General features: G+C 56.9%; 16 protein-coding genes. 8 read left to right on the top strand and 8 right to left on the bottom strand.

The window, feature by feature from the left end; all coding sequences use genetic code 11:
* Positions 1 to 91 precede the first annotated feature (91 nt).
* From PanJK_RS06280 to pspA, 6 genes are read right to left on the bottom strand one after another with little or no spacing between them, the layout of a single operon-like run.
* Positions 92 to 1165, bottom strand: a complete 1074-nt coding sequence (locus PanJK_RS06280; protein ID WP_265298106.1) for a YcjF family protein — start codon at positions 1163 to 1165, stop codon at positions 92 to 94.
* Positions 1162 to 2559, bottom strand: coding sequence for a YcjX family protein (locus tag PanJK_RS06275; protein WP_265298104.1), 1398 nt, complete (start codon positions 2557 to 2559; stop codon positions 1162 to 1164). The genes PanJK_RS06280 and PanJK_RS06275 overlap by 4 nt, the downstream gene beginning before the upstream one ends.
* Positions 2540 to 2788 carry a phage shock protein PspD gene (gene pspD, locus PanJK_RS06270; protein ID WP_007888070.1) on the bottom strand — a complete coding sequence of 83 codons (249 nt, stop codon included), beginning with the start codon at positions 2786 to 2788 and terminating at the stop codon, positions 2540 to 2542. Before pspD ends, PanJK_RS06275 begins: the two co-directional genes overlap by 20 nt.
* Positions 2789 to 2835: 47 nt before the next feature.
* Entirely contained in the window at positions 2836 to 3183 is a 348-nt protein-coding gene (pspC, locus tag PanJK_RS06265) for an envelope stress response membrane protein PspC (RefSeq protein WP_265298102.1), read from the bottom strand.
* Positions 3180 to 3407 (bottom strand): envelope stress response membrane protein PspB, encoded by a 228-nt coding sequence (pspB, locus tag PanJK_RS06260; RefSeq protein WP_007888081.1) that lies wholly within the window; start codon positions 3405 to 3407, stop codon positions 3180 to 3182. The genes pspC and pspB overlap by 4 nt, the downstream gene beginning before the upstream one ends.
* 60 nt (positions 3408 to 3467) lie before the next feature.
* The gene (gene pspA, locus PanJK_RS06255; RefSeq protein WP_256696536.1) at positions 3468 to 4133 is read right to left on the bottom strand and encodes a phage shock protein PspA; all 666 of its coding nucleotides are present in this window, start codon (positions 4131 to 4133) and stop codon (positions 3468 to 3470) included.
* 164 nt (positions 4134 to 4297) lie between these two features.
* Here pspA and pspF point away from each other — a divergent pair, with 164 nt between their 5' ends.
* Positions 4298 to 5296, top strand: a complete 999-nt coding sequence (gene pspF / locus PanJK_RS06250) for a phage shock protein operon transcriptional activator (RefSeq protein WP_265298095.1) — start codon at positions 4298 to 4300, stop codon at positions 5294 to 5296.
* A 114-nt stretch (positions 5297 to 5410) separates the two neighbouring features.
* Here the strand turns inward: pspF and PanJK_RS06245 are convergent, their stop codons facing one another.
* The gene (locus PanJK_RS06245) at positions 5411 to 5590 is read right to left on the bottom strand and encodes a hypothetical protein (protein WP_265298093.1); all 180 of its coding nucleotides are present in this window, start codon (positions 5588 to 5590) and stop codon (positions 5411 to 5413) included.
* Between the two features lie 170 nt (positions 5591 to 5760).
* Between PanJK_RS06245 and sapA the strand changes: the two genes are divergently transcribed.
* From sapA to PanJK_RS06210, 7 genes are all read left to right on the top strand, one after another.
* On the top strand, positions 5761 to 7383 hold the full coding sequence (gene sapA, locus PanJK_RS06240; RefSeq protein ID WP_265298091.1) for an ABC transporter substrate-binding protein SapA: 1623 nt from the start codon (positions 5761 to 5763) through the stop codon (positions 7381 to 7383).
* 2 nt (positions 7384 to 7385) lie between these two features.
* Entirely contained in the window at positions 7386 to 8351 is a 966-nt protein-coding gene (gene sapB, locus PanJK_RS06235; RefSeq protein WP_256696539.1) for a putrescine export ABC transporter permease SapB, read from the top strand.
* Positions 8338 to 9228: a putrescine export ABC transporter permease SapC gene (gene sapC / locus PanJK_RS06230; RefSeq protein WP_265298089.1), complete on the top strand. Its 891-nt coding sequence runs from the start codon at positions 8338 to 8340 to the stop codon at positions 9226 to 9228. Before sapB ends, sapC begins: the two co-directional genes overlap by 14 nt.
* Positions 9228 to 10223 carry a putrescine export ABC transporter ATP-binding protein SapD gene (gene sapD / locus PanJK_RS06225; protein ID WP_258143398.1) on the top strand — a complete coding sequence of 332 codons (996 nt, stop codon included), beginning with the start codon at positions 9228 to 9230 and terminating at the stop codon, positions 10221 to 10223. Before sapC ends, sapD begins: the two co-directional genes overlap by 1 nt.
* 2 nt (positions 10224 to 10225) lie before the next feature.
* A complete protein-coding gene (sapF, locus tag PanJK_RS06220; protein WP_008106485.1) occupies positions 10226 to 11029 on the top strand; it encodes a putrescine export ABC transporter ATP-binding protein SapF in 804 nt (267 codons plus the stop codon).
* A gap of 128 nt (positions 11030 to 11157) precedes the next feature.
* Positions 11158 to 11946: an enoyl-ACP reductase FabI gene (gene fabI, locus PanJK_RS06215; RefSeq protein ID WP_007892455.1), complete on the top strand. Its 789-nt coding sequence runs from the start codon at positions 11158 to 11160 to the stop codon at positions 11944 to 11946.
* Positions 11947 to 12144: 198 nt separating this feature from the next.
* A complete protein-coding gene (locus tag PanJK_RS06210) occupies positions 12145 to 13266 on the top strand; it encodes a CMD domain-containing protein (protein ID WP_265298077.1) in 1122 nt (373 codons plus the stop codon).
* On the opposite strand, the gene PanJK_RS06205 is transcribed toward PanJK_RS06210, so the two are convergent.
* Entirely contained in the window at positions 13263 to 14159 is an 897-nt protein-coding gene (locus tag PanJK_RS06205) for a LysR family transcriptional regulator (protein ID WP_256696543.1), read from the bottom strand. The genes PanJK_RS06210 and PanJK_RS06205 overlap by 4 nt on opposite strands.
* Positions 14160 to 14169 lie beyond the last annotated feature (10 nt).

Here is a 14169-nt window from a genome sequence, read left to right as displayed (position 1 = left end):
CGACCAACAAAAATCCCGCCGAATATGCGTGGTAGCACAGATAATTTTACCTTTCACGCCTGTTGCAGCGTGAAAGGTAAGCAAGTGCTGATTATTTAGCAGCCTGCCCTGCTTTATCCCCATTTTTTACCAGGGATTCTTTCAGCTGACCGATTAACTCGCGACGGAAATCACCGAGACGCGGCTTATCATCTTCCAGCCACGGTAATGGACGACACAATTCCATCGCTTTAATGCCGAGACGCGCGGTGAGCAAACCGGCACCGATCCCTTGCGCAGCGCGGGTTGACAGGCGCGCGGCAAGATCCTGCGACATCCAATCCATCCCGACTTCACGCACCAGTTCGGAAGCGCCGGCAAACGCCATGTTGAGCAGCACTAAGCGGAACAAGCGGATGCGGCTAAAGTAGCCCAGCTCAATGCCATAAATCGCGGCAATGCGATTCACCAGCCGCAGATTGCGCCAGGCTATAAACGCCATGTCCACCAAAGCCAGCGGGCTGACGGCAATCATCAGCGTCGATTCGGCGGCGTGACGGCTGATTTCACGGCGTGCCTGACGATCCAGTACCGGCTGCACCAGTTGGGCATACAAGGTGACGATTTCACGATCGTTGTGAGTTTCATGCAGCGCCGCATGCCAGCGCTGCAGTGCAAGATGCGCCTGATCGAGCTGAGCCTGCTGCGCCAGCTTTTCACAGAACGCGCGACCTTTTCCCACGCCGTGGCTGTGCAGCATTTCGCGGCCAATATCGCGCTCTTCAGCCCGCTGACGCAGACGATATAAACGCCGCCATTCGCCAATCAGCGCGCCTGCGCCCGCAGCGACAATCAATGTGCCGGCCACGCCAGTGCCGAGGGTAAACCAGTCGCGCACCATCCATGCATCGTGCAGCGTCTGCGCGCCCTGCGCCACCACGCTGACGCCGAAAATAGCCAGGCCAACACCCACCATTTTGCGCCACAGGCTGCGTTTTGGCCGCAGCGCGGCTTCCACCACTTTTTCGCCTTCGCCCTCTTCCAGCGGTTCGGTTTCTGCCGTGGCGAGAAAGGCCTTCTCACTGTCCGCGCTAAAGGTTTGCGCGGCGCGCAGTGGTTTTTCCGCTTCTACCGTCAGCGGACGGGCAAAATCAATGCGTCCTTTTAAAGGTGTTTCGTCGCTCATCGCAATTTATCTCCCAGTAAAAATTCCAGTGCGGCATCCATGCGAATGTGCGGCAGCGGACGATCAACATCCAGCTGCTGCGGCCGGAACTGTTCAAACTGAAATCCCTGCTGTTGCCAGAAATTGTGGCCCGGCAAGCGCGGCGGCACTTCGCCGGGATAGAACGTCAGCGCTTCGTTATCGGCTAAACGATGACCGCGTAACGCCGGTAACTTCTCGCCGCGATGATCCACCAGCCCGCTTTCCGTGGCCTGCACCGAGGCCAAACCGAGGCAATCCATGTTGATGCCTTCAAACGCCGCGTTCTGCCACGCGTCCTGCACCAACTGCTGCAACAGCGACACCATATTGGCATGCTGATCGGAAGTCACATGATCGGCCTTAGTGGCAGCAAACAACAGCTTATCGATGACCGGAGAAAACAGGCGGCGGAACAGCGTGCGCTGACCGTAATGGAAACTCTGCATCAGTTGCGTCAACGCGAGGCGCATATCGTTGAACGCTTGCGGACCGCTGTTCAGTGGTTGCAGACAATCGACCAGCACGATTTGGCGATCGAAGCGCAGGAAATGATTTTTATAGAATCCTTTCACCACGTGCTGGCAGTAATAGTTGAAACGCTGCTGCAGCATGGCGAAGTTGCTGCCCGCTGGCGCTTGCGCCAGCTTGCTAACCTGCATCTCGTCGACCTGTGGCCACGGGAAGAACTGCAGCGCCGGCGCGCCAGCCATATCGCCTGGCAACACAAAGCGGCCCGGCTGGATAAAGTGCAAGCCTTCACTTTTGCATTGGTGCAGGTAATCGGTCCAGGCCGCAGCAATCGCTGCCAGACGATTTTCATCGGCGGGCGCAAAAGGATCGAGATCGGCGCACAAGCTACGCCATTGCGCTGACCACTCGGCGCGATCGCCCTGCAGCAAGCCCACCATCTGACGTGACCAGCTGAGATAATCCTGCGCCAGCATCGGCAGATCCAGCAGCCATTCGCCGGGATAATCGACGATTTCGAGGTAGAGCGTGGCGGTATCTTTGAAATGGCGCAGCAGCGATTCATCCGGACGATAGCGCAGCGCCAGACGCATTTCGCTTACGCCACGCGTCGGCGTCGGCCACATTGGCGGCGTGCCGTACAGCTGCGTCAGACCTTCATCGTAGGTGAAGCGCGGCGTGCCGAGTTCGCGCTGCGGTACGCGTTTAACGCCCAGCAGGCGATCTTCGCGCACCACGGAAAACAGCGGCAAACGGGCGCCGCTGTGGACATTGAGAAGCTGGTTAACCAGCGATGTGATAAACGCGGTTTTGCCGCTGCGGCTCAAACCGGTTACAGCTAGGCGCAGATGGCGGTCAACACCGCGGTTCATCAACGCCACGAATTCATTTTGCAGTCTTTTCATCGTTCTCCCTGATGAATCGTGCCGATAAGCGTTTAAACGCTTTGCTCAGCAACGGTTCCAGGGCGGCCGCCAGCAACAGGCGCAGCGGACGGCGCGCCACCGATTTCACTGCCCAGCCAGCGATACCGCCGGGCCCGTAAGTTACTGCACTAATAATGATAAATTTCCCCGCCGACATCAACGCAGGTGTCGCGCGACGGCGCAGAGCAGTAAAACGTTGAGTTTGCATAGAGCCTCTTATCACAATAGAAGAAGCGGGCCCGAAAGCCCGGGAATTTAGATCTGGCGGAAGCGGCTGCGTACGCTGAACGTTTCTGAGGTCACGTAACGCTCAACCTCGCGCACCTTGCGCTCATCGCTTTGCAGCGTTGTTTCCAGCTCGGCCAGCAGCTCGCGGGCGCTAGGTTGATGTTCGTTGCTCGCATTAGCGGGTTTCTCATCCAGCACGTAGCCTAAAATGAAATAAGCCACAACGGTGAACATAAACAGCCCAAGGAACAGCGACAGCACCACAATCACGCGCAGTAAGCGCACCGGGATATCGAGGTACTCAGCGATACCCGCGCAGACGCCGCGCACTTTGCCTTGCTGCGGAATGCGCCACAGTTTACGGCCATTCATCATGGTTGCCTCCAGTTTGGATGCTCGGCATCCAAAATGGCTTCCAGTGCTTCCACACGCTCACGCATGCGGCGCGCATCCTGAGTAATTTGTTGCAAACGCTGCAGGTCACTCGACGATAAATCGGCGCCGCCGTTGCGTTTGTTGCTGTAATGCAGCCATAACCAGATTGGTGCGACAAACAGCACGAAAATCGTTAAGGGTATGGCTAAAAAAAGTGCGCTCATTGACTCTCCTTAATCACTAACACCATTTTTAACTCGGGCCCGCAATCAGGCCCGTGGCGATCACTCAGGGCGATTCATCTTAGCTTTCAGCGCGGCCAGCTGCTGGCTGATTTCATCATCGGCTTTCAGCTCGGCGAACTCCTGATCCAGACCTTTTGGCTTACCAAAACGCTGGCTTTCTGCTTCTGCTTCCATGTGATCGATGCGACGTTCAAAGGATTCGAAACGTGCCATCGCATCATCAATCTTGCCGCTGTCGAGCTGACGACGCACATCACGTGATGACGATGCCGCCTGATGACGCAGCGTTAATGCCTGCTGACGCGCACGGGTTTCAGTGAGTTTTTTCTCCAGCTCACCAATCTCGCCTTTCATGCGCTCCAGCGTCTCTTCAACCTGGGTCGATTCCTGCTGCAGCGCAGCAATCAAATCAGTCAGTTTCTGCTTCTCAATTAAAGCAGCACGTGCCAGATCTTCTTTACCTTTGTTGATCGCCAGCTCCGCTTTTTCCTGCCATTCAGCCTGCTGAATTTCAGCCTGCTCACTGCGACGCAGCAGCTGTTTCTTTTCTGCCAGCGCGCGGGCTGAGGTTGAACGGACTTCTACCAGCGTGTCTTCCATTTCCTGAATCATCAGGCGTACCAGTTTCTGCGGATCTTCGGCGCGCTCCAGCAGAGAGTTGATGTTAGCGTTCACGATGTCGGCGAAACGAGAAAAAATACCCATAATGATGTTCCTCAAATTTTGTATGTAGGTGCGCGAGGCGCTCTTCACTAATACAATTCGCGTGCCAACTTTTAATTTATTGATTTTACGCCATTTGTTTATTTTACATCCGCCAGAACATCCCTTAAGGTAGTGAAATTGATTAATCAGTGGCGAATTTCATCATGGCGAATACTTCAGACAACCTTTTAGGCGAATCGAATAACTTTCTGGAGGTACTGGAACAGGTTTCGCGCCTGGCGCCGCTGGAAAAACCGGTGCTGGTGATTGGTGAACGCGGGACAGGCAAAGAGCTGATCGCCAGCCGCCTGCATTATCTGTCGAACCGTTGGGAAGGCCCGTTTGTTTCACTGAACTGCGCCGCGCTGAATGAAAACCTGCTCGATTCCGAACTGTTCGGCCATGAAGCTGGCGCGTTTACCGGGGCGCAAAAACGCCATCTGGGACGCTTCGAGCGCGCCGATGGCGGCACGCTATTCCTGGATGAACTCGCCACCGCGCCGATGCTGGTGCAGGAGAAATTGCTGCGCGTGATTGAATATGGTCAGCTGGAGCGCGTGGGCGGCAATCAATCTTTGCAGGTCAATGTGCGCCTCGTATGCGCCACCAATGAAGATCTGCCCGCGCTGGCCGCCGCCGGAAAATTCCGCGCCGACCTGCTCGATCGCCTCGCCTTTGATGTGGTGCAGCTGCCGCCGCTGCGTGAACGCCGCAGCGACATCCTGGTGATGGCCAACCATTTCGCGATTCAAATGTGCCGCGAGCTAGGCTTGCCGCTGTTCCCTGGCTTCAGCGATCGCGCCCAGTTGGCGCTACTGAATCACAGCTGGCCCGGCAACGTGCGCGAGCTGAAAAACGTGGTTGAGCGTTCGGTCTATCGCCACCACAGCGCCGACGAGGAGCTGGATAACATCATCATTAATCCGTTCGCGCCCCGCACGCCGCACGCCAACGTTGTCGCTTCACCCGAAACCTCTGCTTTGCCTTCCCTGCCGCTGGATTTACGTCAGTGGCAAAACCAGCAGGAACGCGAACTCGTTGAAGCGAGTTTGCAGCAAGCCAAATACAACCAGCGCCGCGCCGCAGAGTTGTTGCGTGTGACGTACCACCAGTTGCGCGCCATGATGAAGAAGCACGGGATTCAGGCCCGCGACGAGGATTAACCCGGTCGCCATAAATGGCGCCCCTACGTTTTATCGCACAAGTGTGTGGCGCTTTTCCCAAAAGCTTTTGCGCTGATGCAAGGCGGCAAGTGCGATAATCCCCGGGAGCATACATCAGTATGTGACCGGGGTTAGCGTGCGCAGCCAACGCAGCAGCAGCGTAAAAGATGACGGGAAAAACGTCACAAAAAAAAAGCCCGCGAGACGCGGGCAACTAATACTGGAAGCAATGTGAGCAATGTCGTGCTCTTCTTCGGTAGAGCCACCGTCGAAGTGCAGAAGAATAATAATCATTCTTATTATCATCTGTAAACCACTAATTGAGAATTTTTCTCATTTCCACACAGAGATTGTGATTACCCCATCGCCATCTTGGCGAAAAACACAGCAGAAGCGTCGCGAATTTGGGGAGTACGTGACGTTTAAGATACACTCACGCTATTGCCTCAGAATCGTTGAGTTCTATGCCAAAATTATTCCCCTCTCTGCTGCTTGGTCTCAGCATGATGAGCGCGTCAGCGTGGGCCGCGCCAACGGACAACATCCGCAACAGCGGCTTTGTCTATTGCGTTAACGGCACGGTTAATACCTTCAACCCACAAATGGTCAGCAGCGGCTTAGTCGTTGATACGCTGGCGGCGCAGCTGTATGACCGGCTGCTGGACGTGGATCCTTATACTTATCGGTTAATCCCCGACCTCGCTCAGAGTTGGGAGGTGCGGGATAACGGCGCAACCTACCGTTTCCACCTGCGCAAAGATGTCGCCTTCCAGCACACCAACTGGTTTAAACCGACGCGTAAAATGAACGCCGACGATGTGGTGTTCAGCTTTGCGCGCATGTTTGATCGCAAGCATCCGTGGCACAACGTCAACGGCGGCAGCTATCCCTATTTTGATAGCCTGCAGTTTGCCGATTCCGTGCAGAGCGTGAAAAAGCTCGATAGTGATACGGTTGAAATCCGCCTCAACAGCCCGGACGCCTCCTTCCTGTGGCATATCGCGACGCATTACGCGCCGATTTTGTCGCAGGAGTACGCCAATAATCTCAGCGCCAAAGGCCAGCAGGAACAGCTGGATCGCGAACCGGTCGGCACTGGTCCGTTCCAACTGAGCGAATACCGCACCGGACAATATCTGCGCCTGGCGCGCAATCCACAGTACTGGAAAGGCGTGCCGCGTTTGCAGCAGGTGGTAATTGATTTGGGCGTCGGCGGCACCGGACGTTTGTCCAAACTGCTCACCGGCGAATGCGATGTACTGGCCTATCCCGCCGCCAGCCAACTGAGCATTTTGCGCGACGATCCGCGTCTGCGCATGACGCTGCGCCCCGGCATGAACATCGCCTATCTGGCGTTTAACACCCGCAAGCCGCCGCTCGATCGCCCGGAAGTGCGCCACGCGCTGGCGCTGGCGATCAATAACGAACGCCTGATGGAGTCGATCTATTACGGCACCGCCGAAACTGCCGCCTCGATTCTGCCGCGTGCATCCTGGGCTTATGACAACGATGCGCGCGTCACCGAATACAATCCGGCCAGAGCGCGTGAAGAGTTGAAAGCGCTGGGGCTGGAAGATCTGCATTTACGTTTAGTGGTGCCCTCTTCCTCGCAGTCGTGGAATCCCAGCCCACTGAAAACCGCCGAGCTGTTGCAGGCGGATTTGGCGCAGATTGGCGTGCGCGTCACCATCGCGCCGGTGGAAGGCCGCTTCCAGGAAGCGCAGTTAATGGAGATGAATCACGATCTCACGCTTACCGGCTGGGCAACCGACAGTAACGATCCCGACAGTTTCTTCCGTCCGCTGTTAAGCTGCGCGGCGATCCGTTCGCAGACCAATTATGCACACTGGTGCTCGCCCGCCTTTGATGAGGCGTTGCAGCACGCGCTGCTGTCCCAGCAGCTGTCGGCACGCATTGATAGCTACGACAAAGCGCAGCAAATTTTGGCGCAAGAGCTGCCGGTGTTGCCGCTGGCCTCATCGCTGCGTTTGCAGGCCTATCGGCATGACATCAAAGGTCTGGTGTTGAGCCCGTTTGGTAACGCCTCGTTCGCCGGCGTTTACCGCGATGAGAGCAGCGAGGAATAAGCATGATTATCTATATTCTGCGTCGCGTGGTGCTGCTGCTGATCACCCTGTTTTTGCTGTCGCTGGTGAGCTTTAGCCTGAGCTACTTCACGCCAAACGCCCCGCTCGAAGGTGCTTCGCTGTTTGATGCGTGGTGGTTCTGGTTTAAGGGCTTACTGCAGTTTGATTTCGGCGTCTCCAGCACCAACGGCCAGCCGATTGATCTTCAGCTGCGCGAAGTGTTCCCTGCCACGCTGGAGCTGTGCGTGATGGCATTTATTCTGGCGCTGCTGGTGGGCATCCCGCTGGGAATCTGCGCCGGCGTGATGCGCAAAAAATGGCAGGATAAAGCCATCAGCGCGCTGGCGCTGCTCGGCTTCTCAATGCCGGTATTCTGGCTGGCGCTGCTGTTTACGCTGTTCTTCTCATTAACGCTCGGCTGGTTGCCGGTTTCCGGGCGTTTCGACCTGCTCTATCCGGTGCAAAACATTACCGGCTTTGCGCTGATTGATGCCTGGCTAAGCCCATCGCCGTGGCGGCATGAAATGCTGATCAGTGCCTTGACGCACATGATTCTGCCGGTGGTGGTGTTGGCGGTTGCGCCCGCCACCGAGATGATCCGCTTACTGCGCAGCAGCACCAGCGATGTGATGGACAAGAACTACGTTAAAGCCGCCGCCACGCGCGGGCTATCACGCTTCACGGTGATCCGTCGCCACGTGTTACATAACGCGCTGCCGCCGGTGATTCCGCGCCTTGGCCTGCAATTTTCCACCATGCTGACGTTGGCGATGATTACCGAAGTGGTATTCAACTGGCCGGGAATCGGCCGCTGGCTGATTAATGCCATTCGCCAGCAGGATTACGCGGCGATTTCCGCTGGCGTGATGGTGGTGGGCGGACTGGTGATTCTGGTCAGCGTGTTATCCGATATTTTAGGCGCGGCACTTAACCCGCTGAAACATAAGGAATGGTATGCCCTTAGATAATGTCTACGACGAGAAGCGGCTGCCTAGCACGCTGCGTCGCAGCTGGCAGCGTTTATATCGTGATACCAGCGGCATGGTCGGTTTGTACGGCTTTGGCCTGCTGCTGTTCCTGTGCCTGTTTGGCGGCCTGCTGGCGCCGTATGGCATCGATCAGCAATTCCTCGGTTATCAACTGCTGCCGCCGTCGTGGTCGCGCTATGGCGATGTCTCCTTCTTCCTTGGCACCGATGATTTAGGTCGCGATGTGCTGAGCCGCATGCTGAGCGGCGTAGCGCCGACAGTGGGCTCAGCGATTCTGGTGACGGTGCTGGCGGCGATTTGCGCGCTGGTGCTTGGCGTGTTTGCCGGTATCACGCACGGCGTGCGCTCAGCGGTGATGAATCACGTGCTGGATACCTTGCTGTCGATTCCCTCGCTGCTGCTGGCGATTATCGTGGTGGCGTTTCTCGGCCCGCGCCTCGAACACGCGATGCTGGCAGTGTTTCTCGCGCTGATCCCACGTTTGGTGCGCGAGATCTATACTGCCGTGCATGATGAGATGGAAAAAGAGTATGTGGTGGCGCTGCGTCTTGATGGCGCGCGCAACCTGAATATCTTGTGGAATGCGGTGCTGCCCAACGTGCTGCCGCTGCTGGTGAGCGAATTTACCCGCTCGCTGTCGATGGCGATTCTCGACATCGCCGCACTCGGTTTCCTCGATCTTGGCGCGCAGCTGCCGTCACCCGAATGGGGGGCGATGCTCGGTGACGCGTTGGAGCTGATCTACGTTGCGCCCTGGACGGTGATGCTGCCGGGCGTAGCGCTGATGGTCAGCGTGTTGATCGTTAACCTGCTGGGCGACGGCATTCGTCGCGCTGTAGAAGCGGGAGTTGAATAATGCCGCTACTGGATATCCGTAACCTGACCATTGAATTTATGACCGCTGACGGTCCAGTCAAAGCGGTCGACCGCATCAACCTGACGCTGACCGAAGGCGAAATCCGTGGTTTAGTGGGTGAATCAGGTTCTGGCAAAAGCCTGATCGCTAAAGCGATTTGCGGCGTCACCAAAGATAACTGGCGCGTCACCGCCGATCGCATGGTGTTTGATGATATCGATCTGCTGCGCCTGTCACCGCGCGAACGCCGTCGGATTGTTGGTCATAACGTGTCGATGATTTTCCAGGAGCCGCAATCCTGTCTTGATCCGTCGGAAAGTATCGGCCGCCAGTTGATGCAGGCGATTCCGCGCTGGACGCATAAAGGTCGCTGGTTTAAACGCCTGTGGTTCTGGCGCAAAGTGCGCGCCATTGAGCTGCTGCACCGCGTCGGTATCAAAGATCATAAAGACATCATGCGCAGTTTCCCGTACGAACTCACCGACGGCGAATGCCAGAAAGTGATGATCGCCATCGCGCTGGCCAATCAGCCGCGTTTGCTGATTGCCGATGAACCGACCAATGCGATGGAGCCGACCACGCAGGCGCAGATTTTCCGCCTGCTGAGCCGCCTTAACCAGAATAACAACACCACCATTTTGCTGATCAGCCACGATCTGCGCACCATGAGCCACTGGGCCGACCGCATCAATGTGATGTACTGCGGCCAGACGGTGGAGAGCGCGCAAAGCGAAGAGTTGATGGAATCGCCGCATCATCCTTACACTCAGGCGCTGATCCGTGCGATGCCCGATTTCGGTAGCGCGCTGCCGCACAAAAGCCGCCTGAACACGCTGTCTGGCGCGATTCCGTCGCTGGAACATCTGCCAATTGGCTGTCGTTTGGGGCCGCGCTGCCCGTATGCGCAGCGTAAGTGCATCGAAACGCCGCGCCTGACCGGCAATAAAGCGCATCTGTTTGCCTGCCACTTCCCGCTAAATATGGAGAGCCAGTAAACATGGAAACGCTGCTGGAAGTGCGCAACCTGAGTAAAACCTACCGCTATCGCACCGGCCTGTTCCGTCGTCAGCACGTTGAGGCGGTGAAAGGCGTCAGTTTTACCCTGCGTGAGAAACAGACGCTGGCGGTGATTGGTGAAAACGGTTCGGGGAAATCGACACTGGCGAAAATGCTCAGCGGCATGGTCGAGCCGAGTGAAGGCGAAATGCTGATTGACGATCACCCGCTGGAGTACGGCGATTACGGCTACCGCAGCCAGCGCATTCGCATGATTTTTCAGGATCCTTCCACCTCGCTCAATCCGCGTCAGCGCATCAGCCAGATTCTCGATTTCCCGCTGCGCCTGAATACCGAGCTGGATGATGAGGCGCGCGAAAAACGCATTATTGCCACGCTGCGTCAGGTCGGTTTGCTGCGCGATCACGCCGGTTACTATCCGCATATGCTGGCGCCCGGCCAAAAGCAGCGTCTGGCGCTGGCGCGTGCGCTGATTCTGCAGCCAAAGGTGATCGTCGCCGATGAAGCCCTCGCCTCGCTGGATATGACCATGCGTTCGCAGCTGGTGAACCTGATGCTGGAACTGCAGGAGAAACACGGCATCGCTTATATTTATGTGACGCAGCATCTCGGCATGATGAAGCACATCAGCGATCAGGTGCTGGTGATGCATCAGGGCGAAGTGGTTGAGCGCGGCGGCACCGCCGATGTCCTGGCCTCGCCGCTGCACGATCTCACCAAACGCCTGATCACCAGCCACTTTGGTGAAGCCTTAACCGCCGAAGCCTGGCGCCGCGAGCGTTAAGGCGCGGAAAACGCGGTGCGATTTACCGCATTTATACAGACGTGCTAGACTTCGCACGAGATTAACGTCGGTCGCCTACTTTTCAACCATCGCGACCGCCAACAACAATGACCAAAAGGATTACAGCTATGGGTTTTCTTTCCGGTAAGCGCATTCTGATTACTGGCGTTGCCAGTAAACTCTCAATCGCCTACGGTATTGCGCAGGCGATGCACAAACAGGGCGCAGAACTGGCTTTCACCTACCAGAACGACAAACTGAAAAGTCGTGTGGAAGAGTTTGCTAAAGATCTGGGTTCAGACATTGTTCTGCCATGCGATGTGGCTGAAGACGAGAGCATCACTGCGCTGTTCACCGAACTGGCAAAAACCTGGCCGAAATTTGACGGTTTCGTTCACTCCATCGGTTTCGCACCTGGCGATCAGCTGGATGGCGACTACGTGAATGCCGTTACCCGTGAAGGCTTCAAAATCGCTCACGACATCAGCGCGTACAGCTTTGTGGCGATGGCGAAAGAGTGCCGTGCGATGCTGAACCCGAATTCTGCCCTGCTGACCTTGTCTTACCTGGGTGCAGAGCGCGCTATCCCGAACTACAACGTGATGGGGCTGGCGAAAGCCTCTCTGGAAGCCAACGTACGCTACATGGCGAACGCAATGGGTCCAGAAGGCACGCGTGTTAACGCCGTTTCTGCTGGTCCAATCCGTACGCTGGCTGCATCAGGCATCAAAGATTTCCGCAAGATGCTGGCACACTGCGAAGCGGTTACCCCGATTCGTCGTACCGTTACCATCGAAGACGTGGGTAACTCAGCGGCATTCCTGTGCTCCGATCTGGCGGGTGGTATCACCGGTGAAGTGGTACACGTTGATGGCGGCTTCAGCATTGCCGCAATGAACGAGCTGGAACTGAAATAAGATTTACCCAGGGTCGCCATTCATGGCGACCTCTTCTGCAAAAAAATCCCCCCTTATACTCGTAAGCTATTAATTATTCCCCATCATTCTTTTGCCGTGGGCAGCCGTTCAGCGACGATAAGCTAGCCCTTTGTTGCATGCCTGCTTTTCAGATTCGCACGCTATGCAGCAAGTCCGTTTTTAGCGCAAGGAATGACCATGGAACAACGCCGTTCTCCCGGCCATGACCACTGGTTTTATGAAAGCCAGACTCGCCCGAATAGCACCGCCACTGCGCCGCTGGTGCCCGAAGCCGCCTATATCGACGATCGTTTCTTACTCGGTTTGCAACAGGAAGCGACGGCGTTACAGCCGCTGCTGTCGCGTTTTCAGCCTGCGTTATTGGCCGCGCGCGATCTCAGCCAGATTCTGTTTCCCGATACGCTTGCTACCAGTTTGACCCACACCTTAACGCTGTACGATCGCCTCAGCACCGCGCTGACGGTAGCGCAAGTCGCCGGCGTGCAGCGCCTGTGCAATCACTACTCCGCCCGGCTCAATCCGTTGCCTGGTCCGGACTCGTCACGCGAAAGTAATAATCGTCTGACGCAAATCACCCAATATGCGCGCCAGCTGGCGATGAAGCCGGAACTGATCACCGCCCACAGCATCAGCGCGCTGGACGCGGTGGGCTTAACCGAGCCGGATATTGTCACGCTGAATCAACTGGTGGGATATGTCAGCTATCAGTCACGCGTGGTGGCCGCGCTGCAGGCGATGATGGGCTTGCCGGTGCGCTGGATTCCGGGCGTTTCACCGCCGCCGGATGCCAGCGCAGATCTGTTTACCCGCAATGACGGCTGGCAGCACGCGCTAAAACCGGTTGAACTGCGCTACGCCAGCGCCGATCAGCTGGCGGCGGTCACCTTCTGTCAGGGCATTGAGGGATTGGATGATGCCATTTGGCTGCTGGTGCACGATGCGCAAGCGCTGTATGGCTTCGCCACCCTGAAGCAGCGGCTGAGTGAACATTTTGCCGAGGATGAAGCGCTGGCGCAGGTGGTCAGCGCACGGGTGCTGGGTTGTCGACGTCAGTTTGATCGTGTTTCTGATGAGTGGCGTGCCGCGCTGGAGCAGGATGTCGAAAGCGCTGGCGCAGCATCGCCGGTGATTTCACTCAGTGCCCAGCTCACTCGCCTGCCCGACCGCTTCAGCGCTGCGCATTTGCAGCCGTTGCTTAACGCGGGCTGGGGCACGGAACGTATCTTCACCTTGTTACAAGCGGTAGCCTTTGCCAACTGGCAGGACCGCGTGCTGATGGCGCTTGGCGAAACCCGTTAATCGGGCAGATGCCGCCGCGCTTCATCAAAGAAATGCTGAGCCAGCGGCGATGCTCTGCCCGGCTCGGCAACCACTAACGCCGCCTGCCTGCCCATCGGCGCCATTTCAATCGGCCGCCGCGCCAGATTCTGCATCAGCTCCGGCAACAGATGTCCGCACGGCGACACCATCACGCCGAGTCCAACCTGCGCACTCTGCAGCAGTTGCATGATCGACGCACTCTCAACAATCACGCGCGGTATCAAGCCGGTTTCACGCAGTTGCCCATCAAGATAACGACGAAAATAGCGCGTCGGTTCCGCCAGACACAGTGGCTGGCTGGCAAGCGTGGTGAGTGAGATGCTCTCTTGCTCCAGCAGCGCCGGGAAATGCGCCGGATTGAACAGCGCTTCGACGCCCGGATCTTTTAACAGCGCAGTCTGGAAATGCAGCTCGCGCAGCGACGTCAGTTCAAAGAAGCCGATGCCGCCATCGACGGTGTGACTGTTGAGCGCTTCCAGTAGCTGATCGGCGCTCATTGCAGCAACGCGATAGTCGAGCTGCGGATAACGCGCTTCCACTGCTTTCAACAACGCAGGCAGCGCCACGCTGCATTGCGGCATGACGCCAAGCCGCAAGGTGCCGTTGACGCCATGTTTGAGCGACTCCACTTCCAGCTTCAATCCCTGATATACCGAGACAATTTCCCGCGCCCAGGTCAGCACGCGCTCGCCTTCCGGCGTAAAACCATCGAAATTGTTACTGCGGTTGATCAGCGACAGCCCTAATTCGCGCTCAAGGTTTTTCAGGCGCATCGATAGCGTCGGCTGGCTGACAAAGCTGACTTCTGCCGCACGGCCAAAATGGCGTTCGCGCTCAAGATTAGTCAGGTAGATTAATTGTTTGATGTCCATGGAAAGCAGA

The organism is Pantoea sp. JK (assembly GCF_026130245.1).
GTDB classification, from domain to species: domain Bacteria; phylum Pseudomonadota; class Gammaproteobacteria; order Enterobacterales; family Enterobacteriaceae; genus Pantoea; species Pantoea trifolii.
This window is presented reverse-complemented; position numbering and strand designations above follow the sequence as displayed.

What these genes read in the sequence shown, in the direction of transcription:
- PanJK_RS06280 (WP_265298106.1), bottom strand. Translation starts at nt 1,165, where the DNA reads ATGAGCGACGAAACACCTTTAAAAGGACGCATTGATTTTGCCCGTCCG.
- PanJK_RS06275 (WP_265298104.1), bottom strand. Translation starts at nt 2,559, where the DNA reads ATGAAAAGACTGCAAAATGAATTCGTGGCGTTGATGAACCGCGGTGTT.
- pspD (WP_007888070.1), bottom strand. Translation starts at nt 2,788, where the DNA reads ATGCAAACTCAACGTTTTACTGCTCTGCGCCGTCGCGCGACACCTGCG.
- pspC (WP_265298102.1), bottom strand. Translation starts at nt 3,183, where the DNA reads ATGATGAATGGCCGTAAACTGTGGCGCATTCCGCAGCAAGGCAAAGTG.
- pspB (WP_007888081.1), bottom strand. Translation starts at nt 3,407, where the DNA reads ATGAGCGCACTTTTTTTAGCCATACCCTTAACGATTTTCGTGCTGTTT.
- pspA (WP_256696536.1), bottom strand. Translation starts at nt 4,133, where the DNA reads ATGGGTATTTTTTCTCGTTTCGCCGACATCGTGAACGCTAACATCAAC.
- pspF (WP_265298095.1), top strand. Translation starts at nt 4,298, where the DNA reads ATGGCGAATACTTCAGACAACCTTTTAGGCGAATCGAATAACTTTCTG.
- PanJK_RS06245 (WP_265298093.1), bottom strand. Translation starts at nt 5,590, where the DNA reads ATGATTATTATTCTTCTGCACTTCGACGGTGGCTCTACCGAAGAAGAG.
- sapA (WP_265298091.1), top strand. Translation starts at nt 5,761, where the DNA reads ATGCCAAAATTATTCCCCTCTCTGCTGCTTGGTCTCAGCATGATGAGC.
- sapB (WP_256696539.1), top strand. Translation starts at nt 7,386, where the DNA reads ATGATTATCTATATTCTGCGTCGCGTGGTGCTGCTGCTGATCACCCTG.
- sapC (WP_265298089.1), top strand. Translation starts at nt 8,338, where the DNA reads ATGCCCTTAGATAATGTCTACGACGAGAAGCGGCTGCCTAGCACGCTG.
- sapD (WP_258143398.1), top strand. Translation starts at nt 9,228, where the DNA reads ATGCCGCTACTGGATATCCGTAACCTGACCATTGAATTTATGACCGCT.
- sapF (WP_008106485.1), top strand. Translation starts at nt 10,226, where the DNA reads ATGGAAACGCTGCTGGAAGTGCGCAACCTGAGTAAAACCTACCGCTAT.
- fabI (WP_007892455.1), top strand. Translation starts at nt 11,158, where the DNA reads ATGGGTTTTCTTTCCGGTAAGCGCATTCTGATTACTGGCGTTGCCAGT.
- PanJK_RS06210 (WP_265298077.1), top strand. Translation starts at nt 12,145, where the DNA reads ATGGAACAACGCCGTTCTCCCGGCCATGACCACTGGTTTTATGAAAGC.
- PanJK_RS06205 (WP_256696543.1), bottom strand. Translation starts at nt 14,159, where the DNA reads ATGGACATCAAACAATTAATCTACCTGACTAATCTTGAGCGCGAACGC.